Genomic DNA, 25,964 nt, shown 5'->3' with positions numbered 1-25,964 from the left:
TATATGTTTTCCCGTTCCACCTTTTAGTATATTATACTATTAATATAGAATTGTTAACAGTTTACGACCATACATTTAATAAATTTTCTATAAGCTTCCGTTGATTTTACTTCTTCTATCTGTCAGAATTAAAAAAACGAATATTTAACAGGAGTTGACCTTACAATGAGTTTTGATGGATTTACCGGTGAAGCCTTAAGATTTCTTTTTGAGAATAGAATGAACAACAGTAAAGAATGGTACGACAGCCATAAACCCGATTATAAGAAATACGTGTATAACCCTTTTGTAGAACTAATCGGAGAGTTGGTACCTACCATAATGGAAATAGACAGCCAAATTATAACTATTCCTTCCAAATTAATTTCCAGAGTTCGCAGAGATACTCGCTTTACCAAAGATAAAACACTTTACAGAGATAATGTATGGCTTGTTTTTCTCAGGGATAAAAGTACCATTTCAACCTCCCCATGTTTCTGGTTTGAAATAAGCCAAAAGGGTTCAAGTTACGGGGTAGGATATTACGGTGCAGAAACTAAGTCAATGGCTAATATGAGGGAAATGATAGTAAGCAAACATCCTCTGTTCTTAAATGCCCTTACTTGCTACGAATCTCAAAATGAATTTGTTATTGGCGGCGATTTGTATAAGCGAAGCAAATTCCCTGACCAACCTGATAATCTGAAATTATGGCTGGACAGAAAAAATATTTTCTTTGAAAGTGTGCAGGATAACTTCCAGCTTGCGTTTTCAAAAGAATTGCCTGAGGTGTTAAAGAAAGGCTTTCTCCAGCTAAAGCCGATATACGATTTTCTATGCATGGTTGAGGCTCAATTTTAATTATTCCACATGGCACGTACATGCAGACCGCTATATGTCACGAGCGACACGTATAATCCGTGAAGATAGGAATACCCTGTCTTCATGGATAAAATCCTTTTAAATACTAACTTCTACTATTGAGATAAGCGATAGTCAACCGGAGTGCATCCCATTATTTTTCGAAAAACCTTATTAAAATAACTTATATCTCCAAAGCCCACATCACCAGCAATTTCTGATATTTTCTTATTTGTTTGGCTTAGGAACACACAGCTTCTTTCTATCCGATAACGGTTAACATATGAAACCAGTGTAAAGTGTGTCATTGCCTTAAAAAATCTACAAAAATGTTCATCGCTCATATGCACTAAGCTTGCAAATTCGGATACAACTATTTTATTAAAGTAATTTTCATGTATATAATTTAACACTACTTTCATCCGTTCAGTTTTGTAACTCGTATTGGAACCCTTATTAATAGATTTTTTAGCATTTTTTATACATTCAAACCATATTTCATATATCTTACTTTTAAGGAGGAGTTCATATCCAAACTCTTTTTCCTTATTGATATCATATACTTGTGTCAACAATAGCAAAATATTTCTTTGCCAGTCCACATCCTTTTTTAAATGTATTGGAAAATAAAGCGAATGATTCAAAATCGGATTTATAAATCTTTGGTTGATACAGTCATTTATATAGCTGGAAAGGAAGGCTGGATGACATACAACAGCAAAAAAAGAACATTCCTCTTCATTTATAGAATGAGCAGAATGTAAGACATTTGAATTAATAAAAATACCCTCTCCTTTAGAAACTTCTATCTCTAAATCATCAACCTTAAAAACAGCCCTTCCTTTAGTTACCGTTAAGTATTCGAAGCCTTCATGCCAATGCAAGTAAAGGATATTATCTCTGCCTTTATCAATGTCTGTTTTATGAATTCCGATGGGGAAATTATCATCTCCGTGCATTACTTTTTCTTTTAACATTTCTTTATCCATAATATATTAACCTACTCTTTACTCTTTAGTTTAGAATTAATACTACATATATCAATATTGTTCTATAATATGTCAATATTATTAAAGAAAATAAGCAATTATATCAATATAATTATATTATAACGTAACGTAGGAGGAATAAACATTGATTTTTTATGAAAATGATAATGCGATTATCGGACGAAATGAAAATGAGACGCTTAGAGTTGAAGCTTGGGGTAACAATGCATTAAGAGTTCAATCAACAATGTATCCTAAATTAAACCCGGAAGATTGGGCATTGTCGTACATTGAGCCAACAAATGTAAATATATCCATTGGTGAAGATCAAGCTGAGATAACAAACGGAAGAATTAAAGCAGTAATCACTAAATTTGGGCAGATTACTTTTTTCAAAGATGGGTGCATGATTCTAAATGAATATTACAGAGCTTTTGGCAGTACCAGTAAACATAGCCCTTGTATGAAAATCAAGGCAAGAGAATTTAAACCGATTGTTGGGGGTGACTACAGCCTTACACTTAGATTTGAAAGCAATGAACATGAAAAGTTCTTCGGAATGGGGCAATATCAACATCCCAATCTTGATCTTAAAGGATGCATCCTTGAACTGGCCCAGCGAAATTCTCAAGCAAGTATTCCTTTTGCACTTTCCAGCTTAGGTTACGGATTTTTATGGAATAATCCGGCTATCGGAAATACTACCTTCGGTGCCAATTATACCGAGTGGAAAGCTGAAGTTACCGACCAGATGGATTATTGGATAACTGCAGATGAAACTCCTAAAAAAATAATTGAAAACTATACGGAAGTAACCGGCAGAGCACCTATTATGCCGGATAACGTAATGGGACTATGGCAGTGCAAACTTCGTTACCGAACTCAACAAGAGGTTCTGGATGTGGCAAGGGAGTATCACAAACGTGGAATACCTCTGGATGTTATTGTTATTGATTTTTTTCACTGGATCCGTCAGGGTGATTGGAGTTTTGACCCAAAATATTGGCCAGATCCAAAGGGTATGGTTGAGGAACTCCACAAGATGGGGACCAGATGTATGGTATCTATCTGGCCAACAGTAGACAAAAACAGTGTTAATTATCAGGAGATGCGAGAGAAGGGATTGCTGATTAGAACCGAAGCAGGCTCCCGTCAGACATTTGACTTTTTGGGAGATACCCAGATTTACGATGCAACCAATCCGGAAGCAAGAGAATTTATCTGGAATAAGGCAAAGCAGAATTACTATGACTATGGAATCGATTTATTTTGGCTTGATGAAGCTGAACCAGAGTATACAGCATATGACTTTGATCATTACAGGTATTATCTTGGGCCAAATATCAAGGTTGGAAATATATACCCAAAGCTACATTCAAAAGCATTTTATGATGGTATGACATCTGAAGGCAGGGATGATATTATTAATCTGGTTCGCTGTGCTTGGGTTGGCAGTCAGAAGTACGCTGCTCTTGTTTGGTCCGGAGATATCAACTCTACCTTTGAGTCATTGCGGGATCAATTTGCTGCAGGTTTGAACATGGGGATTGCAGGAATTCCCTGGTGGGTTTCTGATACAGGTGGTTTTATTTCTAATATTGAAGACGAGCATTTTACTGAATTGCTTATAAGATGGTTTCAATACGCGGCATTTTGCCCTGTTCTGCGTATGCATGGCGACCGTGGACCTCATACAATTGAACCTCTTGAAGAAAATACCATTGGTGGCGGCTTTTGCTTTACCGGACAGCCAAATGAATTATGGAGTTTTGGAGATAAAGCATATTGTATAATGAAAAAATATCTTGATATAAGGCTTGGATTAAAATCCTATATTAAGGATTTAATGACGGATGCTCATAAGACAGGTTCACCTATACTAAGAACAATGTTTTATGAATTCCCTGAGGATGAGTATTGTTGGACCATTAAAGATCAGTATATGTTTGGAGCCAAGTACCTTGTGGCACCAGTTTTATATCAGGGTATCACAAGCAGGGAGGTTTATCTTCCGGAAGGAAAATGGAGAAATATAAATGATAATGTTGTTTATGAAGGCAAACGAATAATTCGTGCAAATGCACCATTGGAATTTATTCCGGTATTCGAACTTATACAGCATACCTAAAGTTAACAAAACCCGCTGAACCAAAAATCCAGCGGGTTTTCTATGGAAAATTATATTTTTCTCTCTTTTTTTATCTTTATTCAGCAGTGTATGGAAGTAAAGCAATATGTCTTGCTCTCTTAACCGCAACTGTTAACTGACGTTGGTGCTTAGCGCAGTTTCCTGATATTCTTCTAGGAAGAATCTTACCTCTTTCAGAAACATACTTTCTGATTTTAGCAACATCCTTGTAATCTATATCAGTAGCTTTGTCAACACAGAATGAGCAAACCTTCTTCTTAACTCTTCTCATTCTCATGCCGCCCTTACCTTCGCCCTTATCATAAGAATCTCTGTCGTTTCTTCTGTTATCTCTCTTTGGTCCTGGCATGTCTAACTCCTCCTTTCAAGCACTCTTATCAGTGCTTATTATCATTTATAAAAAATTCTGTTAATTTCGGTTTTCAAAATACCATGCTAAAAAGGCAGTTCGTCATCCTCATCCATTGGATAAAATCCATCACCGGATGCGGCAGGTGTTTCAGAATAAGTTTTCTGCGTGGAGCCGCCATTACCAGTTTCACCACTACGTTTACTGTCTGCAAAGTAAGTTTCCTCTGCAACAACTTCTGTAACGTAATGACGCTTCCCCTCATTATCGTCCCATGTTCTGGTCTGAATCCTACCAACAACAACAACCTGCAATCCCTTTGTGAAATACTTTCCACAAAACTCTGCGCTCTTGTCCCATGCAACAATATTGATGAAATCAGCCTGTGGCTGTCCTTCTCTGGCAAAACGTCTGTTTACGGCAAGTGAAAAACTCGCAACTGCCGTATTGTTTCCACTGGTGTATCTTAGGTCCGGATCTTTTGTAAGTCTACCCATTAATACAACTTTGTTCATACTCCCACCTACTAATCCTTCTTTATTATGATATACTTGAGAATTCCTTCAGTGATTTTGTAGATTCTTTCTAATTCAGCAGGGAAATCCGGGCTTGATGAAAAGTTCGCAAGCACATAATACCCGTCAATCTTATCATCGATTTCGTAAGCCAACTTTCTCTTACCCCATTCATCTATGTTTTCCAGCTGAGCTGAAGTTTCTAGTAAAGTTTTGAACTTTTCTACGAGAGCCTTTGTAGCTTCCTCGCCAACTTCTGAATTGATAATAAAGATAGTTTCATACTTCTTTAACATTATTGGTCACCTCCCCTCGGACTTTAGCGGCCCTGTATCATGAGTACAGGGCAAGGATGTTATCTAATTTATTTGTAACATACAATTTTATATTTTATCACAGTGTTCTAAAATAAGCAAGTCTTATTTTCTACAAACTTTATGTTTCAAAAATCCATTAACTTTATTATTGACTATTTTGTTAAATTTTGATAACATATAGCTTATTGATAATGATTATCATTATCATAAATGATGTTTGGAGGAATTACTTATGAGTATAGTATTAGTAGGCGGCCATGACAGAATGCATGATGAATATAAACAAATATGTTGTAAACGGGGACACCGTGTAAAGATTTATACTCAAATGCCTGCAAGATTTGATAAGGTAATAGGAACCCCTGACGGAATAGTCTTATTTACAGGTACAGTTTCCCATAAAATGATTCTTACTGCCCTTAGGGAGGCAAAGAAAAAGAAAATCAGTGTTTTTAGAAGTCATACAAGTAGTGCCAGCTCTCTTGAAGAGCTTTTAGCAAAAATGGAAAGTACAGATGGTGTAGTCTGTCCCTCTTAAATATCAGAGGAAAATAAAAAGATAGGAGAGTGTATTATGAAAAAAATCAGTGTTATATTCTGGAGTGGTACCGGCAATACCCAGAAGATGGCTATGGCGGTAGCAGAAGGCGCTAGCTGCAATGACGCAGAGGTAATTGTCAAGCAAGTCTCGGATGCAACTGTTAATGATGTGATAAACGCAGATGTTGTCGCATTAGGATGTCCCTCAATGGGCTGTGAAGTCCTTGAGGAAACAGAAATGGAGCCCTTTGTAGAATCACTGGAAAAAGCCGACCTCAAAGGCAAGAAAATGGTGCTTTTCGGCTCATATGACTGGGGTACCGGGCAATGGATGGAGGACTGGTCTGAAAGAATGTCAGGTCTTGGTGCCATTCTTCTTACGGAAGGACTAATAATACATAATGAACCTGATGATAATGGTATTCTAGAGTGCAAAGAATTAGGCAAAAAATTGCTTGAGGCTTAATAAAAATCAAATGAAAGGAGGTAGTCCCAATGAAAATAAATTCTGTTGATTTTATAAATAAAATAAATGCTCTTCCCGACCGGGACTACCTGCTTTCAATGATTTACTTTTCAGCAGCTCCAACTATAAAAGGAAATAAACCTTCTACCCTTGTAACCTTTACTAAAAATAAAAGAAACTTATACGATTTATGGAATACTCACAAAGAATTTATATGCAATCGACTTGATATGGAATACGTACAGCTTAGGGAAAGACACAACAGCGTCAGGGTTTTGTTTTATAAAAGAGAACTCATGGAAAAATGTCTTTTCAAGAAGGAGTGCAGAGATTTTTTGAATTCCATGGGATATGACTCTGAAACAACCTTGGAGGAATGCATAGCAAAATTAAAGAATAGGTTTGAATACATTTGTCCTCATGAAATAGGAATTTTTTTAGGTATTCCTGTTGAAGATGTAATCGGATTTATTATAAACAACGGGGAAAACAGTATAATATGCAAGTACTGGAAGGTTTATCATAACCCTGAGAATGCACGCCTTCTTTTTGACAGCTACGACAAAGCCAGAGAATGTGTGAAAAGTTTACTTATCTCACTATAATTTAAATTGGTTAATTTTCACAAATAAATATTGTCTTTTTTGGTTTTTTTTGATAATCTTATATGGTATTCATAATCTGAACCAATAAAATTAGCGCTTTTAAATCAAAAAAATATATAGATAATACTGTGATAGCTTCCTACTTAATATATAGTAAACTTTCATACTTTTTCAAAGGCGGTGTTTAGTTTAGATGAGGATTAAGCAACTAGTAATACTCCTTATACTTACAAGTCTAATTATTATAGTTTTTTCAACCGGTTGCTCTTACAAAAACCCAGCCGAGAATTCAGACAAAATCACCATTGGCTTATCCATGGCTACCCTTCACGAGGAACGTTGGCAAAGAGACGTAGCTGCTCTCCGGGCAAAAGCTCAAGCCCAAGGAGCAGAGATTCTTTTCCGTAATGCAAACAATAACATAGACACTCAAATTACCCAAGTTAAAAATCTCCTGTCACAGGGTATAGATATTCTTATAATAGTAGCCCAAGACTACGAAAAATCATTGCAGGCTGTACAACTTGCCAGAAGCAAAGGAATAAGAGTAATCTGCTATGACAGACTAATTAAGGATGGAAATACTGATTTTTATGTGTCTTTCGATAACATAAAAGTTGGTGAATATATGGCCTCACTCATGGTATCAAAAGTACCCAAAGGCAATTACATAATAATAAACGGCAGTAAAACCGATAATAACAGCTTTATGTATAATAAAGGTTTTAAAAATATATTGGATAAGTATCTTTACGAAGGCACTATAAAAATAGTCGATGAAGTATGGGCAGATGACTGGAATACTGAAGATGCCTTTAAGTGTGTGAGTAAGGCTCTTCGTGCCGGCAAAAAGATTGATGCTGTTATTGCGGCAAATGACGGTCTTGCAGGTTCCGCAATTGAAGCCCTTTCTAAAAAACGCCTGGCAGGAAAAGTTTTTGTGGCAGGACACGATGCAGATATATCCGGCTGCCAGCGGGTTGCAGAGGGTACTCAGCTATTGACTGTTTACAAGCCAATAGACCAATTAGCGCAAAGAGCAATTAATGTCGCAATGGGTCTTCTAAAAAATGATTACTATTCCAGTAATAAATTTATTAATGATGGTGAATATGATATTCCCTATGAAATGGTAGAACCTGTGGTAGTCACAAAGGATTCTCTTGTTGACACCGTTATACGTTCAGGGTTCCACCGTCTTGAAGATGTATACAGGCATATCCCGAAAAACCAATGGCCCGGCAAAAAATAATACTTATGTAAATACTACTTATAGCAAACTTATTGGGCATTATTAATTTCCTTATTATGTTATAATAGAGATATAAAATTTTGCCCATATGTTTAATTCAGAGGTGTTACATGAGAAAAAATTTGGTTCTTGCAGCTACAAAAATTATAAATGGTGAATGTAAAGATCCGCATTCATACCTTGGGATGCACCTGTTGGGTGTAGAAGGTAAAAATCTTCAAACCGTTGTCAGAGTATATCAGCCAACAGCTAAAATGGTTGAGTTTTTGGATATTTCCACAGGCACCTCGTTTCCAATGAAAAAACTGTGCATTGATGGAATATATGAAATAATATTTCCCGACAGAAGTGATATTTTTGAGTATCAGCTCAAGATTACAGACCTTTCGGGAAATAGCTTCACAACCCACGACCCTTATAGCTTCTGGCCTTTTATCTCAGAATTCGATACACATCTCTTCAATCAGGGAAATCACCACAGGATTTACGAGAAACTTGGTGCCCATGTAATTACACATAATAATGTAAAAGGAACCCTTTTTGCGGTGTGGGCTCCGTGTGCTAAACGTGTTAGTGTTGTTGGCGATTTCAATCAATGGGACGGTCGCAGACACCAAATGCGTGAACTGGGTTCATCAGGTATATGGGAGTTATTTATTCCATTAGTATCTTGCGGCGATTTGTATAAATATGAAATTAAGACACCTGATGACAATTTGATTTTTAAAGCTGATCCTTATGCTTTTTACGCTGAAAAGAGGCCTGAAACAGCCTCAATAGTAATGGACATAGATAATTACTCCTGGTGTGATGACCAATGGATGAGTGACAGAGAAGAAAAAGATGTTTTCAATAGCCAAATGTCAATATATGAACTTCATCTGGGAACTTGGTCAACTGACGCAGAACCTGATGAAAACGGGGACATATACATCAATTACAGAGTTATTGCCGAGAGACTGATTCCGTATATTAAGTATATGGGATATACACACATTGAACTATTGCCTGTTGCCGAGCATCCCTTTGACGGTTCCTGGGGATATCAGGTTACGGGTTATTATGCTGTTACAAGTCGTTATGGAAAACCTGAAGATTTTATGTATTTCGTAGACATGTGCCATCAGAATGATATAGGTGTCTTTCTGGACTGGGTTCCGGCTCATTTCCCTAAAGATGCTCATGGTTTGGCCCGGTTTGACGGAACAGCTTTATACGAGCACTCAGATCCACGTCTGGGAGAACATCCCGAATGGGGTACTCTTGTTTTTAACCACGGCAGGAATGAAGTACGAAATTTCCTGATATCAAATGCTGTCTTCTGGTTTGAAAAGTACCATATAGACGGTTTGAGAGTGGATGCCGTTGCATCTATGATTTATTTGGACTATGTTAAAAAACCCGGTGAGTGGACTCCAAACAAATACGGGGGAAATCTCAACCTTGAAGCCGCTGATTTTCTTAAACAGCTTAATACAACAGTATTCGGATACTTCAAGGGCATAATTATGACAGCAGAGGAATCCTCCTCATGGCCTATGATTACCAAACCTCCTTATATGGGCGGTCTTGGTTTTACCTTTAAATGGAATATGGGCTGGATGAATGATTTCCTTAAATATATAAAAATGGACCCCATCTACAGGAAATACCACCACAATCTTATAACTTTTTCGTTAATGTACGCTTTCAGTGAAAATTATATTCTTGTCCTGTCTCACGACGAAGTCGTACACGGCAAGTGCTCCCTGTTAAACAAACAGCCGGGAGATTACTGGCAGAAGTTTGCAGGTCTTCGGGCCACTTATGGCTACACCTATGGACACCCGGGCAAAAAGCTTCTTTTTATGGGAGGCGAGTACGGACAATTCATTGAGTGGAACGATAAAAAAGGCTTGGATTGGCACCTCTTGGATTATGATATGCATAAAAAGCTGCAAACCTATGTCAGGGATTTGAATACTTTGTATAGAGAAAGCAAGGCTTTATATGAGGTAGATTTAAGCTATGACGGGTTTGAGTGGATAGACTGCAACGATAATGAGCACAGTATAGTTTCCTTCATAAGAAAGGGACGGGACTACCACGATATGCTGATTTTTGTTTGTAATTTTACACCTGCTGTTAATTATAATTATTGCATCGGTGTGCCCTTCGAACTAGATTATGAGCTTGTTATGAACAGTAACTATGAAAAATATGGCGGATATGAGCCGGATGATTCAAATAAAATATATACGGTGATTAATGAATCTCTGCACGGAAGACCTTTTAAGCTATGTCTTACAATACCTTCGTTTGGAGTACTTGTTTTCAGGCCGATATTTAAAGAATCCTGAGTATAACTCAGGATTCTTTAAATATATTATATATTGAAGCTAACATAGCTTCCTTCTTTGTTTGGAATTACTTCAAGCACTGATTGTATTCTTTCTTTTATTTCCGGTACATGTGAAATTACCCCTACCAAACGGCCTGTTTTTTGAATCTCTGTAAGACATTCGATAGCACCGTCCAGTGATTCAGGGTCAAGGGAGCCAAAGCCCTCATCGACAAACAGGGTGTCCAAGCTAATTCCTCCGGAATAGGACTGTACCACGTCCGCTAAACCCAGAGCGAGAGCTAGAGAAGCTTTAAAACCCTCTCCCCCTGAAAGAGTCTTAACATGACGTGCCTTTCCTGTGTAATTATCAAAAACCTCCAGTTCCAACCCTTGCTGAGCCCGTCCCTTTCCCTTTTCCTCTTTTCTCTTTAAATAGTATCTCGAACCGGTCATCCTGGTCAGTCTATGGTTTGCTGCAATTATAATTTCATCAAAGTACGCTGCCAGCACATACCTCTCAAAGGTTATTCTTTGAGGATTATCTCCCTTTGCGACTTTAGCAAGCTTACCGATTATTGCATATTTTTCCTCAAGCTGTTTTAATTTTTCAATAGTAGCAGTAAGCTGTTTTATTGTTTTAGTGTTATTATCAAATCTGGAAAATACTATATTATGCTGTTCCTGAAGCACCTGCTGCTTTTTTTCAAGTTCTGCATAGTGTGCATTCAGCATTACTATATCCTGTGCTTCAAGGCCTTTTGTCTCCTCATCAATACGCCTATACAAATCGTTTATTGATTTTAGGTTTTGGTAGTAGGTATTTATGTCCTGCTGAAGTATGTCAATTTCCTCCTGAGTTTTTTTCATACTCAAAAATTGCTCATAATCTAAAAAATTGGAATACTCAAGCTTTTCCTTTAAAAGCTTTTCCAGCGTGACATATTCTTTCCGTCCATCCTCTATTGAGGATACCTTAACAGCTACCTCCTTTTCAGCATTACTTACGGCTTCTCGGGAGGCTTCATGGAGCTTTTTAAACTGCTCGTATTGTTCCCGGTATTTATTTGTTTTTGCCCTTTGCTCTTCAATGCGGGCTTTTAGCTTTGATGCCGAGCGTATATCTTCTGAAAGCTCATTCTCAATAGCTTGTGCTTCAGTTTGCAGTCTTGTAATCTCTTCAACTAAGCCGGACTTTTGTTCAGTCAGTCTTTGAACGGACTCTTCCAGTATTTTTAATCTATCCTTGATTTCTGTATGTTCTTTTTCTAATGTACTTTTTTTGTCTGTAAATTCTTTTTTTGATTTATACTGAGCTTTTAATTCAACAGTTTTTTCCTTTAGTTTACTCCCTGTAGTATTTATATGTACCAATACGGTCTCAAATCGTCCCTTTTCAACTATTTCGATATTATCGTAATTTATTGCGCTATCGTCAAGAGCATTAAGTCTGCTGAGTATCTCTTGCCGTTTACTTTCTGTACTTCCATTTAATTGGGAAATACTTTTGGACTTTTCTGTCCTCAGCTCTGCCAGCTTGGAAAATTCAGATTTTTTGTCCCTAATCTGCTCCTCCGTGGGAATATAAGATGGCATTTCAGCAGGCTTTGGATGGTCAAGTGCTCCGCATACAGGACAAGGGGATTTTTCTATCAGGGTTTTTGCAAGTATTCCTGCCTGCCCTCGTATATAATTATCCTCCATCAATTCAAGTCTGTTTCTGATTTCACAAAAATCCTTTTCAAATGAGGTAAATCTCGCCTTCTCATTCTCCAGACTGCTTATTTCCTCCTGACATACCCCTATGAGCTTTCTGATTCCATCCAGTTCCTTAAGTAGCTTTGTGTTTTCTGATATTTGTCTTTCAAGGCTTATGCATTCAGTTTCGGTTGAATAAATCAGTTTCAGCTTTTCTGTATGCATAACTTCCAAAGCTTTGTTTGTCTCCAGCTCCTTCAGAGCCTTTTCTTGTTCTCCCGACAATTTATTGTATTGCTCCCTGACAGCCTCCAATTGCTTTAATCCCTTATCATATTGAATAACCTTTGGAAGCATTTTTTCTAATAAAGCAAGCTCAGTTTCATGTTTCTTAATTTCAGGCTCAAAACTTATATGTGTATTTAAGCTCTCCTGTGTATTTTTGAACTCTGATTTCCTTTTCTCCAGTTCCTGTTTTGCCAGTTCCAATTCTCCAGCCTTTATTTTCAGTGCCTTTTCAACTTTTCTGCACTGCTCGTCAACTTCACTTATTGGCAAAGTTTTTCTTGCATATTCAAGAATTTTCTCCTTTTCAAGGAACTCATCCTCTCTCGACTTAAGAGCCTCACACTGTTGTTTCGTTTTTTCCTTGTCAGATAGCTTTTTGTTTACTTCTGTGCATCTCGTAATCTCTTTCTGAAGCAGCCCCTGTTCCTTTGTCATTTCATGCAGTTCAGCTTTTATTTTCTCTATTATAGACCTGTCCTTTTGCATCAGCTGTTCAGTACAGGTGATGAATTGAGCTATATTAACATTTTGGTTATTCCTAAATTCAGACAGTGTTTTGTCTTCGCCCACATCAAGATGGTTTATATGAGTGGCTATCTGCGTTTTCAAATCGTGCCCCGATTTCTCCAGCCCGGCTCTGTCTTCATCCAATCTTTTTTGAATTTCTGCAAAATCCTCGGTTCCAAATATTTTTCTGAATATAACTTCCCTATCACTGCTGTCCGATTCCAGAAGTTTTCTGAACTCTCCCTGAGGAAGCATTACAATTTGCTTAAATTGTGATTTATTAATACCAAGAAGCTGATTTATACTCTCATCTACATTTATTATTTTGGTAATCAGCGTACCATCCGGCATCAGTAGCTCCGCATCAGCATTTCTTAAAGTATATCCCTCTCCCCTTAGCTTCTTTTGTTCCTGTTGTGGGGCTCGACGTATTTTGTATACTTTACCCCTTAGTTCAAATTCCAGCTCAACAAATGTCTCCGTTCCGGCTTCTGCAAAGTCACTTCGCAGGCTATCTCTATCTCTGCTGCTTCCTGAAGCTTCACCAAAAAGGGCAAAACTGATGGCGTCAAAAACGGTAGTCTTTCCAGCACCTGTTGGCCCGGATATCACGAATATCTGTTCATTAAGGGTAGTAAAATCTATAAACTGTTCTTTTGCATACGGCCCAAAGGCACTAATTTTAAGCTTTAACGGTTTCATTTACACCCTCCTGTTTCTACCTCACCTATTACCTTCTCCACTATTTTCATTTCTTCCTGTGTCAAAGGTTCTCCCTGAATTGAGCTGTAAAATTCCTGAAACAGCTCGATTTTGGCCTTGGATTTATAGCCCTCGGAGGCTGAAGTTTTGTTATCATCCCTAATCATTACACTTTCCTTGGTAAGTCCCATTACATTAGGATAAACGCTTCTTAGCTTTGATATAGGGTCAATGAGTTCACCCTTGTCTGTTAATATTGCATATATATAGTCATCAGTACTTGCAGCTGTGTATACCTCAGGTTTTAAAAGCTCTCCAATGGGGCCTTTTATAATACGCATATCCCTTTTAGGTTTTAGCTCTGTTAACCTTACACTTGAATTACCGTCGCCATCAATTTCTACTATATTAATGCCCTTCTTCTGATTAACCTCTGAAAAAGAGTATTTCAGTAAAGAGCCTGAATATCTTATGTTATCCGCACCTGCCCGCTGAGGCGCATGTAGATGTCCAAGTGCAGTGTAGCTAAAGGAGTTAAAGTAGCCGGAATTAACTATATCCGTTCCCCCTATACTAAGGGGTCTCTCCGATTCACTGGTGATTTCCGCTTGTTCTCCAAGATTAGTTATGTAGCCATGTGTAATCATTACACTTCTTTCGTTTTCATACATTGCTTGTCCCACTTTTTCAACAAGCTTTTTCATGGCATCGTCATGGGTGGATATTTCATCATCCTGTAAAATATGTTTTACATTACGTGGGTCTGAATAAGGTAAAAGATAGAAGCTCACCGGCCCAAAGCCATCTTCTAAAACCACTTTGCGCACATTGCCGTCAAAGCTTCCGGCAATATGCAGTCCGTTATTTGTTAATATTCTGCTGGCAAAAGATAAACGCTCAGCACTGTCATGGTTTCCGGCAATTGCAAGAATGGGAACTCTAAGCTCAAGAAGAACTGTATTGAAAATCCTGTCCACCAGTTCAATTGCATCTACCGGCGGTATACTCCTGTCAAATATGTCTCCTGCAATTACCAAAGCATCGGGTTTCTCAACTGATATAACAGATATTAGTTGATTGAGTATATATTCCTGATCCTCCAGCATACTGAACTCATTTACAACTTTCCCAATATGCCAGTCTCCTGTGTGAATTATTTTCATTTTACCCCTCCCCGGTTAAATATTAACTGCTCTTTCATCTGTTGTACTTTCGGTTGTAATGCCCGCAGGATAGATAACATTAATAGCGCCTTTTAGTATTTCAAACTCAATTTCTTTTCCTGTATGAATTTCCCCGTCTATATTCAGTGCAATAGTGTCTTTGCTCTCAATTTTTATTCTCTTAGCTTTTTTAAAGCTGACATATTCTATTTCGCCGTGTTCACCCTTCATATACTTTGGAAAAAGTGTTAATATTTTAAGTCTGTTGACCTCTCTCACCAGACATATATCCAACAAGCCGTCATCTAACGCCGCATCGGGGGCAGGCAACATCCCTCCGCCGTAAAACCTGCCATTTGCAACTGCGGCAAGAAGTATTTTTAAACTAATCTCTTCATTGTCTACAGTAACTTTTACCTCATTTATTTTGTTTTTAAAAATTGTATATATTAATGAAAAAAGGTATGCCATATTTCCCGGAATACAAGGCAGCCTTTTAAACTTCTTGGCATTATAAACAACATCCGCATCAAACCCTATGGAGGAAATATTTATAAAGTACTTCCCGTTTGCCCTGGCCAAATCTATACTTCTTTCCTGTCCCAGTATAGTATCAGCTACTATTTCCCTGACCTGATATTCTCCGTGTATGCTTCTTATAAAATCATTACCCGACCCTGCCGGTATAATTCCTAAAGAGGCTTTTGTTCCTGCTATGCCGTTTACTATTTCATTTACAGTCCCATCCCCACCAATTGAGTATATCCTGCATTTCTCATTAACTGCGTATTCATGAGCTATTTTTGTTGCATGTCCCGGGTACTCAGTTATTTTTATTACATATTTATCGGGTTTACCCTTAAAATAATCCCGGATTACCGGTATAATTTCTAATGCCTTTCCCTTCCCGGCAGCGGGATTTATTATAAATACGTGTTTCACATTTATACCTCCTGTATGGGGTTATTATCAGCATAAAAGGTAGCGATTTTTTAGCAATTATATTTTAACATAATTTAAGGTCCTTAATAAAATATAGAAGTTTCCAGCGTTGGCTATGCATGAGATAGAAAAATTATTTTTCTTTAAATGGTTGCTTTTTATAGTGATATGTATTATCATATTATGTGCGTCGTGTTTTAGACGCAAAATAAATGCGCCCGTAGCTCAATTGGATAGAGCGTCTGGCTACGGACCAGAAGGTTGTGGATTCGATCTCTGCCGGGCGCGCCAGATTATTAATCAGAGGCTGTAAGCTTTCAAAGCTTATAGCCTCTGATTTTTTTATTCTTGAATCGCCGTCGCTTATTGTCAGTTTTTAACATTTAATTTGTAAAATATAATTATTATGTCAAATATTTGACATTATTCCATATAAAATAGTATACTATTTACGTGAGTTAAATATCTAAATTTTTTACTTGTAATTTAAGTGTTAATGGCCATTCAGTAAACAAATGGTACGATCAACTTAAGTTATTCTAAAGTTTTACTTTTGGCATTTAGTTTTCTTTTTAGTTTTCTTTAATGTACTTTCCTATTGGTTAATTTAAAAAATTATAAGGGAGATTTGTACCATGTTTAAGCTAATGGATAATGCCAAAATAAGGGTAAAACTTGTAGTATTGATATTTGCTATGATTGTTGGAATGGTTCTTGTCGGAAGTATAGGCTGGCTTCAGACCCGAAAGGCACAAAGTGCGCTTGACACTATGTATAATGATAATCTTAGTCAGGTTGCAAGTCTAAGTAATGCCGGAACTGCTATAATGGCTGATTTTGCTAATATTTTAAGGCTTATTGCATCTGATAATACAAGTTACCAAATGGCTGTTCTAAGTGATATTATAGAAAAAGAGAAGAACCTAGATAATAGCATTAAAAAAATTTCTACTAAAAATTTAGGTTCTGAGGGAGCAAAGATACATACTTCCATAAATGGAAACTTAACAGCATGGAAAGAAATCAAGAATAAAATTATAGAATTATCCACTTCAGGTAAAACCCCGGAGGCATCTGCCCTCTACAGTGATAAAGGCGATACCATATTTCGAAAACTAGAATCCAATGTAACCGGTCTTATAAATGCCAACATAAAGGAAGCCTCGGATGTTTATAAGGAAAGTCTTAAATCAGCAAAGCAAGCATCCCTTTTTTTGATTATTTTAATAATAGCCGTTTCCCTAGTGTGCGTACTGGTAGGAATTGTAATTGCCAGATCAATAACAAGACCTATAACAACTATTGTAGGCATCATCAAAAAAATAGCAGGTTTTGATTTGGTTTTTGATGAGACCCATAATTCATTAATAAAGCGTAGGGATGAAATCGGAATAATAATTAATTCCGTATCAGATATGAGGCACTCCTTGCACAATACTATTACCAAACTACATAATATTTCAGGTACTATGGCTGCAAATTCTGAGGAATTGACAACCTCTACTGCTGAAAGTACAAAGAGTATTACTCAGGTAACCGCATCACTTGATGAAATTGCAAAGGGAAATGCCAACCAGTCTGAGGTCGTAAGCAAAACCAGTGAACATATTACTGAAATTGCAGGACACATATCAAAAGCCAATTATGCCACAACAGAAAATGAGAAGGCGGTAATACTTTCATTGGAAGCCGTCTCAGAAGGCTATAATGCCGTAGTTCTAACATCAGAAAAGGTACAGGAGAATATTTCTGTTTCTGAGGAGGTAAATAGGTCATTGTCAGACTTAAGCAAATCTGTTATTAAGGTAGGTAGTATAACCGATGTAATAAACTCTTTAGCAGCTCAAACAAATCTTTTGGCATTAAATGCCGCTATAGAAGCTGCCAGAGCGGGAACAGCAGGTAAGGGCTTTGCAGTAGTCGCAGATGAAGTGCGAAAACTGGCTGAGGAATCCTCCTCTGCTGCAAAAGAGATTAATGCCATAATTCAAGCAATAATAGCTAATAATGCAATGACAGCACATAACATGGAACGAGCAAAAGAACTGGAAGCTGAGCAGTCCTTTGCTGTGGAAACTACCAAACATGCTTTTGATAAAATAAGAATATCAGTAGAAGCTATTGCAGACAAAACTAAAGAAGTATCTGAAATGTTAGCTACAATTGATAAAGCATCCAGAGAGATTTCGAGTCATACACATGATCTGGCAACTTTAGCGGAGGAATCGGCAGCAAGTTCAGAGGAAATTTCAGCTTCAAGCCAACAACAGTTATCTTCAATGGAGATAATATCAAAAGCTTCAAGTGATTTATCTGATATGGCACAAGAATTGGATAATGAAATCAATAAATTCAAGCTATAAATTCCTAATAAAAATAAGTTCCTCAGTAAAATAGTAGCCGGCTCTAACCGGCTACTATTTTTGTAGCTAAAATTAATTTATGTTACCAATCCTTATATGAACTTACTTTTATCATCATCTCCTATGTCCTTTTCTATTCTCAGGAAGTTGCTGTTTTTCAGGAAGTTCGCCGCTAATAACAGCTTTGGATAATGCATCGTTGACCGCATTAACTATACCCGTTGAGGTAAATGTCGCACCAGATACAGCATCCACTTCTAAACTTTGGCTATCAATAATTTCTTGAGGTACTGCATCCATTGCTTTTTGATAATATCTAGAATTTACTTCATTGTGATTTGTGATTTCAATACTGGTTATCTTGTTACCTTTTACTGTAACACTGACTGTTAATCCAGGTCGAAATCCATTAGCTTCACCCTCATATACACCATCCTTTAATTCTGTTCCTGCAAATTGTTTGTTAAAGGTACTTACTGTTTCTTCACTAATTATAGCGGGTTCCACTACATTTGCTTCTTGTGCTCCAATCAAAAATTCTGGTCCTTGTATACCAACATCTACAATATGAATCACAAGAACAAGTATAAAGCAAACCGTCAAGCCCCTATGATAATATATCCAACCTCGATATTTATTGAAGTATTTACGAAACATCCAATTTAGACCTAGTAATATGGATATAATCCATCCAATTGTTCCAAAATTGATTGTCAATACGGGTTGCGATGAAAACAAACCATGAACCAGCCCTGTAAATACAAGTAGTACACCTAAATATTTATGATACTTCCGCAGTTTTTGGTTTGCAGTTTTAATTATACTTACCAAATAATTGAACTTATTAGTACTCTTCCTTAAAATATAGATAATCGATAACAAAACTGCAAGTATAACCGATATCCACGCAAATCCAAAATTAAGTAGCAAATTCATTATTTTCTCCTGTTTATCAAAACTTTTAAATTCATTCTAAATGTGGTATGTGAAGAGAAAGTGATAGAAATGTAAATATTTTTTGGCGACTAAAATTTAAGTACTTATTATTTGTTTATACTTTTAACTTTATCGATGTTTTACTTTATTATGTTAACGTATTATTCATTTAATGAATTAATGGGTACTTTTACCAAAATATTAGGATTTTAATTGGTTATAATTAACAAAACCTTGAAACCCGCTTAAATACAATATTTTACAACAGTCAATATGTGAATAAATTATTGAACTTTCCTTCATTTAGGTGTATAATTCGGCATTATAAAGACATTTTTTTGATATCTTATGCAAGTTGCACATCAATTTGTATTCCCAAATGACAATGCCGTCATTAAGTTAAATTCAGATTGATAGTTTTTTTTGTGTCCAATTTGGTCTGTAATTATGTCCAGTAACGATTTTTACTGGTATTAACTTTATTAATATATACTTTTTTTAAAAAAAGCCGCATTATATAATCGCGGTTAGGAGGTCTTTTATGGCAAAATATATAATCAAAAGGCTATTGGTCTCACTTTTGACTTTATGGATTATGTTCACACTTACATTCTTTTTAATGCATTTTGTACCTGGTAATCCATTTATAGGTGAAAAGAAAATGACAGCTGAAATGTTAGCCAACCTAAATGCAAAATATGGTTTGGATAAGCCTTTATGGGTTCAGTATGTTAATTACGCAAAGAATGTTCTTCATTTTGATTTCGGACAGTCAATACAACTGGTTGGTCAGGATGTAAAAGACATAATATCTCAAAAGTTTCCTTATTCACTCAGGCTGGGTATTTTCGCCAGTGCATTGGCAATGTTTTTTGGAACTATTCTGGGTGTATTAAGTGCACTAAAAAAGAATACTACTGTAGACAGGCTTATTATGTTGATTGTAACTTTTGGAATTGCTGTTCCAAGTTTTGTTGTTGCTACTCTCAGTATGATAATTTTTGGTGTACAGTTACAAATACTGCCTACAATTAGTGATTTAAGCACTGTTTCAAGTTATATTTTACCGGGCTTTGCACTGTCCTTCTTCCCTCTGAGTTTTATAACAAGGCTCATGCGTTCCTCAATGCTGGATGTTATAAATCAGGACTATATCAGGACCGCTCGGGCAAAGGGCCTTTCGGACAAGGTTGTTATATTTAAACATGCTTTAAGAAACGGAATTCTTCCTGTTGTAACCTATGCCGGGCCAATGGTTGCGTCAGTTCTTACCGGTTCATTTGTTATTGAATCCATATTTTCCATCCCCGGTCTGGGAAGTACTTTTGTTACAAGCATCACGGGAAGAGATTACACTACAGTAATGGGTGTTACAATTTTCTTCGGAGCAATTCTTATATTAATGAATTTTATTGTGGATGTAGTATACAGGTTTGTTGATCCTAGAATCAACATTATCAATTAAGGGGCGGGTGACATTAATGAACACTGTGAATGATTCAAAAGTTTTGGAAAAGAATTTATTTTTGCCTGCCACTGATGAGGAAAAGGCAACAGCTGAAGTTATGCGTCAATCTGTTAGTTATTGGAGGGACGCATGGAACAGATTAAGAGCTAATAAAGTAGCTACCGGAGCTCTCGTTGTAATTATTTTAATAATTCTTGCAGCTATTATCGGACCACTAATTTCTCCTTACTCCTATGAACAGATTCTTAAAGGTCAGGAGAATTTAAAACCAAGCATGCAACATATATTCGGTACTGACAGTCTCGGAAGAGACCTGTTCACCAGAACAATGATAGGTGCGAGAATTTCTATTGCAGTTGGTGTAGTTGCGGCAATAATGATATCAATTATCGGTATTATCTACGGTGCAATCTCCGGATTTTTTGGAGGCTGGGTTGATAATATTATGATGAGAATTGTTGATATTGTATATTCAGTTCCAACTATTCTTATAGTAATTCTTTTGCAGGTTGTGTTAAAGAAACCTATTGACAGTTACATTAAGTCAGGACATGCTCCTGCTTTTCTTAACAGTATGGGTGTTGGTCTTATAAGTATTTTCCTGGTTATGGCCCTCTTATATTGGGTAGATATGGCCAGAACATATTCTTGCACTTAAAGAGCAGGAATATGTTCTGGCTGCAAAAGTACTTGGTGCAAGTAACAAGTCAATTATATTCAAGCATCTGATTCCTAACTGTATTGGTCAGATTATAGTTGTAACTACTCTCAAAATACCGGAAGCAATATTTACAGAATCCTTCCTCAGCTTTATAGGTCTGGGTGTATCATCACCTATGGCTTCTCTGGGTTCTCTTTCTCAAACAGCTTTAAAGGGAATATATTCATTTCCTTATATGCTTATTTTCCCGGCGGCAGCTATCAGTGTTATTATACTGTCCTTTAACCTTTTTGGTGACGGATTAAGGGATGCTTTAGACCCAAGGATGAAAAAATAATCCTTTGCAATAATTGGAACGTTTGTTTTGAAAGATACGGGTATATCTTAAATGATGACGAGATATACACTTTTAGATAATTATTGGATGCCATTTAAAGGGCAGGTGAGGTAATTGCTATGAATAATAAAAAACTACTAGAAATAAATGATTTAAAGGTCTCATTTTTTACCCCGGCAGGTGAAGTTAAAGCTGTTAATGGAATTAGCTATTCACTTGAACCCGGTAAAGTTCTGGGAATCGTAGGTGAGTCAGGCTCAGGAAAGAGCGTTTCTTCTTATTCTGTTATCGGACTAATTGATAAACCGGGAAAGATTGTAGGCGGAAGCATTACATTCGACGGTAAGGATGTTTCAAAAATGACTAAGCAGGAAAGGCTTCAGGTTGCCGGAAATGAAGTAGCAATGATATTTCAGGACCCCATGACCTGCCTTAATCCTGTTTTTACCATAGGCAACCAGATTGCGGAGTCCCTATATCACAAGTATGGGAAAATATCTAAAGAAGAAGTTAAGAAAAGGTCAGTTGAACTCCTATCTCTTGTAGGTATAAATGAGCCTGAAAAAAGGCTCTCACAATATCCTCATGAATTCTCAGGAGGTATGAGACAAAGAGCAATGATTGCTATGGCCCTTGCAGGTGCACCTAAGCTGCTTATTGCCGATGAACCTACAACAGCGCTGGATGTTACCATACAAGCGCAGATTCTTGAGCTTTTAAAAGACATACAGAAGAAAACCGGAATGGCCATTGTGCTGATTACCCATGACTTGGGAATTGTTGCTGATATGGCGGACGATATTATAGTTATGTATGGCGGAAAAATAGTTGAGCAGGGTACAGTTTACAGTATATTCAAGAACCCCCGTCACCCTTATACAAAAGGACTTCTACGTTCATTACCTGACTTGAACGAAAAGGGCTCGAAGCTTATTCCTATTAAGGGAAATCCAATTGATTTGCTTCACCTTCCTTCCGGATGTGCCTTTGCCCCAAGATGCGAAGAGTGTCTGAAAGTTTGCATTAGCAATATGCCTAAGGCGTACAAGGAAGCCGATGGGCATACTACTTCTTGCTGGCTGATGGATGAAAGGGCAAAAGAAAGTGTGGAGGTACAGAAAAATGGAAAATAAATCAACTCTGGTTGAAATCAGAAATCTAAAACAATATTTCACTATAAAAAACAGTGTAGGAAAAAAAGGATATGTAAAGGCTGTTGACGATGTTACCTTTGATATCTTTAAAGGTGAAACACTAGGCTTAGTTGGTGAATCCGGTTCAGGAAAAACCACTTTGGGCCGTTCAATGCTTAGAATATATAACCCCACAAGCGGTACTGTAAAAATAGACGGTATTGACATTACAAAATTTCAGGGAAAAAAGCTCCTCCCTTATAGAAAGAAGATGCAATATATCTTCCAGGACCCTTATGCTTCACTGGACCCTCGTATGACAGTATCAGATATTGTTGGAGAAGCACTGGATATACATGGTCTGGCAGGCTCCAAAAGCGACAGAGCAGATAAGATAAGAGAGCTTTTAACACTTGTAGGTCTTAATACGGAACATGCATCACGTTATCCACATGAATTTTCCGGGGGACAGCGTCAAAGAATAGGTATTGCACGAGCAATCGCAGTACAGCCGGACTTTATAGTTTGTGACGAACCTGTATCAGCTCTGGATGTATCTATCAGAGCACAGATAATTAATACACTGGAAGAAATGCAGGACAGGCTTAATCTCACATATCTGTTTATATCTCATGATTTGGGTGTAGTAAGACATACCTGTGACAGAGTTGGTGTTATGTACCTCGGTCATATAGTTGAGTTAGTTGAGTCCGAGGAGTTATACAAAAATCCTCTGCACCCATACACAAGAGCATTACTGACAGCTATTCCCGAGCCAAATCCTGATACTGCAAAGAAGCGTAACCGTATTATCCTAAAAGGAGAAATACCTTCTCCCGTTAATCCGCCGTCAGGATGTAAGTTCAGAACAAGATGTCCATATGCAAAAGATGTCTGTTCTAAAAAAGTACCTGAATTATCAGACTGTGGCAATGGTCATTTTGTTGCATGCCATTTTGCAGGAGAAATATAATTGTTCTAATTTTTCCATATTGCAAGTAAGTAATATCTAAAGACTCGTATGCTCCGATGAGGTCGACATTAGTAGCATAAAATAAAAAGTATTGAATAAAAACTTTTTATTTAAGAGAGAATATTTGTATTGCAAAAATGGATTTTTGAATTATATAAAAAAATAATAGGGGGTATACAAAAATGAAAAGAATATTAGCTCTTATACTTTCACTGGCTACTATACTAACCGCATTTGTTGGCTGTGGAAGTTCTTCTAGTAATACTAAAGGCATTAATGCATGTATTGCGTCAGAGCCAGCATCTATAGATCCTTCACTCAATAAGTCTCTGGATGGAGGTACTTATATTAACTGTGCTTTTGAAGGTTTAACTACTTATGACAAAGAGGGTAAAATCGTTCCCGGAACCGCTGAAAAGTGGGACGTAAGTGCAGATAACAAGGTATATACATTCTTTATCCGTAAAGATGCCAAATGGTCAGACGGTAAAGCTGTAACTGCAAATGATTTTGTTTACTCTTGGAAGAGAGCAATTAATCCAAAAACAGCTTCCGACTACGCTTATTACCTGTATTTTATTAAGAATGGTGAAGCTATAAATACTAATGGCGCTGATATCAATACATTAGGAGTTAAAGCTATTAATGATAACACTCTGGAAGTAACTCTGGAGAATGTTTGCCCATTCTTTACAGAAATCGTGGCTTTCCCAACTCTTGTTCCTTTGAGAGAAGATATTGTATCAAAAAATCCGGAAAAATGGACTCTTGATCCAAAGACTTATATCGGAAATGGCCCATATGTTTTGACAAACTGGAAACACTCTTCAAAGCTGGTATTTGAAAAGAACGCAAACTACTGGGGTAAAGACACTGTAATTGCTCCAAAGATTGAATGGTTGTTAATGAATGATACAAACGCTATTCTTGGTGCATTCAAGAACAAACAGATTTCTTTTGCCAGAAACATACCACACGATGAAATGCCTGCAGAGAAAGCTGCCGGAAATCTTCAGATTTTACCACAGCTTGGAACTTACTATCTCGCTCTGCTTAACACTAAAGCACCATTTGATAACCCAAAGGTTAGAAAAGCTGTATCTCTTGCAATTGACCGTAACTACATTACAGAAAAGGTCAGAAAATCAGGCGAAACTCCTGCATCAGCCTTTGTACCTTATGGTATAGCTGATGTCAGCCAATCACCTGACTTCCGTACAAAAGGCGGAGATTTCTACTCAGTAAAACCTGAGGATTACCAGAAGAATGTTGCTGAAGCAAAGAAACTTTTGGCAGAAGCCGGATATCCTGACGGAAAAGGTTTCCCAAAAATAACCTATGGTGTAAGTACAGGTGCAGGTCACGAAGCAGTTGCTGAAGCAATTCAACAGCAGTTAAAGACAAATCTGGGAATCGAAGTTGAAATTCAGGCTCAGGAATGGAATGTATTCCAAGAGTCAAGAAAGAACGGTTTATTTGATATAGCTCGTGACGGATGGGTTGGAGACTACATGGATCCTTCAACATTCTTGGACTTGATAACTTCAAATAATCCTCAGAATGACTCAAAGTATAAGAACGCTGGATATGATAAGGCTATAGCTGGCGCAAGGAAAGAAACAGATCCTGCAAAGCGTATGCAATTATTTCATGACGCAGAAAAGCTTCTCATGGATGAAACCGGCGTAGCTCCTATATTCTTCTATACCGACCCAATCGTTATAGATAAGAATTTACAAGGCTATTTAGTAACAAAGCTCGGATTTATATATTTGAACTGGGCATCATTTAAATAAAAAACTAAGCTTCAATGAATGAATGTAAAAAACCACCCGGTTCAACATGAACCGGGTGGTTTTTTTATTAAAACACAACTACATTATTACACTGTTTCCGCTGCCGGAGCCGTGTATACTCTGGTACCCAGTTCCGTATCCAGCATAAGTAAAGCATGGGGGTCATTCTTTATTAATTGAAGTTTTCTCAGAACCTTGTCAACTGTTGCTTCTTCTTCAACCTGCTCAGTTACAAACCACTGCAGAAAAGAATTTGTTCCGTGATCCCTTTCATCCAGTGCATTATCTACAAGATTGTATATGGATTTTGTAACCTCCTGCTCATGTTTAAGTGTATGAGCAAATACTTCCTCAGGAGTATTAAAGTTATCCTCAGGCTCATCTACCTGATATAGTTTGATTTTTCCTCCTGCCTGAGTAATATAGTTAAAAAATTTCATTGCATGATCACGTTCTTCCTGAACCTGTACATGGAAGAAGTTTGCAAATCCATCAAGATTCTGGTGTTGGAAATATGCTTCAAAACCAAGATATAAATAAGCTGAGTAAAATTCTTTTTGTACCTGTCTGTTTAATAAGTCATTCATCTTTACACTAATCATATTTTATGCCCTCCTGTTAATACCATAATGCAGTTACAATATTTCTTTTGCAT

The 25,964-nt window shown here is 37.1% G+C and carries 21 protein-coding genes, 1 tRNA gene and 1 pseudogene; 14 read left to right on the top strand and 9 right to left on the bottom strand.

Annotated features, from left to right (window positions below):
* Positions 1-165: 165 nt before the first annotated feature.
* Positions 166-840, top strand: coding sequence for a DUF2461 domain-containing protein (locus P0092_RS00350; RefSeq protein WP_004619080.1), 675 nt, complete (start codon positions 166-168; stop codon positions 838-840).
* Positions 841-956: 116 nt separating this feature from the next.
* On the opposite strand, the gene P0092_RS00345 is transcribed toward P0092_RS00350, so the two are convergent.
* Positions 957-1,829: an AraC family transcriptional regulator gene (locus P0092_RS00345; protein ID WP_004619079.1), complete on the bottom strand. Its 873-nt coding sequence runs from the start codon at positions 1,827-1,829 to the stop codon at positions 957-959.
* A 145-nt stretch (positions 1,830-1,974) separates the two neighbouring features.
* Here P0092_RS00345 and P0092_RS00340 point away from each other — a divergent pair, with 145 nt between their 5' ends.
* Complete coding sequence (locus P0092_RS00340) at positions 1,975-3,957, top strand: glycoside hydrolase family 31 protein (RefSeq protein WP_004619078.1); 1,983 nt, start codon at positions 1,975-1,977, stop codon at positions 3,955-3,957.
* Between the two features lie 76 nt (positions 3,958-4,033).
* On the opposite strand, the gene rpsR is transcribed toward P0092_RS00340, so the two are convergent.
* The 3 genes from rpsR to rpsF form a co-directional block, all read right to left on the bottom strand.
* The gene (gene rpsR, locus P0092_RS00335; protein ID WP_004619077.1) at positions 4,034-4,327 is read right to left on the bottom strand and encodes a 30S ribosomal protein S18; all 294 of its coding nucleotides are present in this window, start codon (positions 4,325-4,327) and stop codon (positions 4,034-4,036) included.
* Positions 4,328-4,413: 86 nt separating this feature from the next.
* A complete protein-coding gene (locus tag P0092_RS00330; protein WP_004619076.1) occupies positions 4,414-4,842 on the bottom strand; it encodes a single-stranded DNA-binding protein in 429 nt (142 codons plus the stop codon).
* An 11-nt stretch (positions 4,843-4,853) separates the two neighbouring features.
* Positions 4,854-5,138, bottom strand: coding sequence for a 30S ribosomal protein S6 (gene rpsF / locus P0092_RS00325; RefSeq protein ID WP_004619075.1), 285 nt, complete (start codon positions 5,136-5,138; stop codon positions 4,854-4,856).
* 253 nt (positions 5,139-5,391) lie between these two features.
* Between rpsF and P0092_RS00320 the strand changes: the two genes are divergently transcribed.
* The 5 genes from P0092_RS00320 (at position 5,392) to glgB (ending at position 10,361) form a co-directional block, all read left to right on the top strand.
* Positions 5,392-5,697 carry a DUF2325 domain-containing protein gene (locus P0092_RS00320; RefSeq protein WP_004619074.1) on the top strand — a complete coding sequence of 102 codons (306 nt, stop codon included), beginning with the start codon at positions 5,392-5,394 and terminating at the stop codon, positions 5,695-5,697.
* A gap of 36 nt (positions 5,698-5,733) precedes the next feature.
* Positions 5,734-6,165: a flavodoxin gene (locus P0092_RS00315; protein WP_004619073.1), complete on the top strand. Its 432-nt coding sequence runs from the start codon at positions 5,734-5,736 to the stop codon at positions 6,163-6,165.
* A 29-nt stretch (positions 6,166-6,194) separates the two neighbouring features.
* On the top strand, positions 6,195-6,770 hold the full coding sequence (locus tag P0092_RS00310; RefSeq protein ID WP_004619072.1) for a DUF3793 family protein: 576 nt from the start codon (positions 6,195-6,197) through the stop codon (positions 6,768-6,770).
* A 193-nt stretch (positions 6,771-6,963) separates the two neighbouring features.
* Positions 6,964-8,022 carry a sugar ABC transporter substrate-binding protein gene (locus tag P0092_RS00305; protein WP_004619071.1) on the top strand — a complete coding sequence of 353 codons (1,059 nt, stop codon included), beginning with the start codon at positions 6,964-6,966 and terminating at the stop codon, positions 8,020-8,022.
* Positions 8,023-8,132: 110 nt separating this feature from the next.
* Positions 8,133-10,361 (top strand): 1,4-alpha-glucan branching protein GlgB, encoded by a 2,229-nt coding sequence (glgB, locus tag P0092_RS00300; RefSeq protein ID WP_004619070.1) that lies wholly within the window; start codon positions 8,133-8,135, stop codon positions 10,359-10,361.
* Between the two features lie 26 nt (positions 10,362-10,387).
* On the opposite strand, the gene P0092_RS00295 is transcribed toward glgB, so the two are convergent.
* The 3 genes from P0092_RS00295 to P0092_RS00285 are packed head-to-tail and all read right to left on the bottom strand — an operon-like array spanning position 10,388 to position 15,642.
* Positions 10,388-13,537, bottom strand: a complete 3,150-nt coding sequence (locus P0092_RS00295; protein WP_004619069.1) for an AAA family ATPase — start codon at positions 13,535-13,537, stop codon at positions 10,388-10,390.
* On the bottom strand, positions 13,534-14,700 hold the full coding sequence (locus P0092_RS00290) for an exonuclease SbcCD subunit D (protein ID WP_004619068.1): 1,167 nt from the start codon (positions 14,698-14,700) through the stop codon (positions 13,534-13,536). Before P0092_RS00290 ends, P0092_RS00295 begins: the two co-directional genes overlap by 4 nt.
* 15 nt (positions 14,701-14,715) lie before the next feature.
* The gene (locus P0092_RS00285) at positions 14,716-15,642 is read right to left on the bottom strand and encodes a diacylglycerol/lipid kinase family protein (protein WP_004619067.1); all 927 of its coding nucleotides are present in this window, start codon (positions 15,640-15,642) and stop codon (positions 14,716-14,718) included.
* A 214-nt stretch (positions 15,643-15,856) separates the two neighbouring features.
* Here P0092_RS00285 and P0092_RS00280 point away from each other — a divergent pair.
* Positions 15,857-15,933, top strand: a tRNA-Arg gene (locus P0092_RS00280).
* Positions 15,934-16,277: 344 nt separating this feature from the next.
* Positions 16,278-18,005, top strand: coding sequence for a methyl-accepting chemotaxis protein (locus tag P0092_RS00275; RefSeq protein ID WP_004619066.1), 1,728 nt, complete (start codon positions 16,278-16,280; stop codon positions 18,003-18,005).
* A gap of 114 nt (positions 18,006-18,119) precedes the next feature.
* Here the strand turns inward: P0092_RS00275 and P0092_RS00270 are convergent, their stop codons facing one another.
* Positions 18,120-18,941 (bottom strand): FMN-binding protein, encoded by an 822-nt coding sequence (locus tag P0092_RS00270; RefSeq protein WP_004619065.1) that lies wholly within the window; start codon positions 18,939-18,941, stop codon positions 18,120-18,122.
* A 541-nt stretch (positions 18,942-19,482) separates the two neighbouring features.
* On the opposite strand from P0092_RS00270, the gene P0092_RS00265 reads away from it, so the two are divergent.
* The 5 genes and pseudogenes from P0092_RS00265 (at position 19,483) to P0092_RS00245 (ending at position 25,309) form a co-directional block, all read left to right on the top strand.
* On the top strand, positions 19,483-20,406 hold the full coding sequence (locus P0092_RS00265; RefSeq protein ID WP_004619064.1) for an ABC transporter permease: 924 nt from the start codon (positions 19,483-19,485) through the stop codon (positions 20,404-20,406).
* Positions 20,407-20,422: 16 nt separating this feature from the next.
* Positions 20,423-21,407: pseudogene (locus tag P0092_RS00260) on the top strand (ABC transporter permease).
* 119 nt (positions 21,408-21,526) lie between these two features.
* A complete protein-coding gene (locus P0092_RS00255; protein WP_004619062.1) occupies positions 21,527-22,540 on the top strand; it encodes an ABC transporter ATP-binding protein in 1,014 nt (337 codons plus the stop codon).
* The gene (locus P0092_RS00250) at positions 22,530-23,513 is read left to right on the top strand and encodes an ABC transporter ATP-binding protein (protein ID WP_004619061.1); all 984 of its coding nucleotides are present in this window, start codon (positions 22,530-22,532) and stop codon (positions 23,511-23,513) included. The genes P0092_RS00255 and P0092_RS00250 overlap by 11 nt, the downstream gene beginning before the upstream one ends.
* Before the next feature lie 182 nt (positions 23,514-23,695).
* Entirely contained in the window at positions 23,696-25,309 is a 1,614-nt protein-coding gene (locus tag P0092_RS00245; protein WP_004619060.1) for a peptide ABC transporter substrate-binding protein, read from the top strand.
* Positions 25,310-25,395: 86 nt separating this feature from the next.
* Here P0092_RS00245 and P0092_RS00240 read toward each other — a convergent pair whose 3' ends face one another.
* Complete coding sequence (locus tag P0092_RS00240) at positions 25,396-25,911, bottom strand: ferritin (protein WP_004619059.1); 516 nt, start codon at positions 25,909-25,911, stop codon at positions 25,396-25,398.
* Between the last annotated feature and the right edge of the window lie 53 nt (positions 25,912-25,964).

It is taken from the genome of Ruminiclostridium papyrosolvens DSM 2782 (assembly GCF_029318685.1).
In the GTDB taxonomy this organism is placed as follows: domain Bacteria; phylum Bacillota; class Clostridia; order Acetivibrionales; family DSM-1351; genus Ruminiclostridium; species Ruminiclostridium papyrosolvens.
Note: the sequence above shows the minus strand (reverse complement) of the source record. Positions and strands in the feature narration are given on the sequence as shown.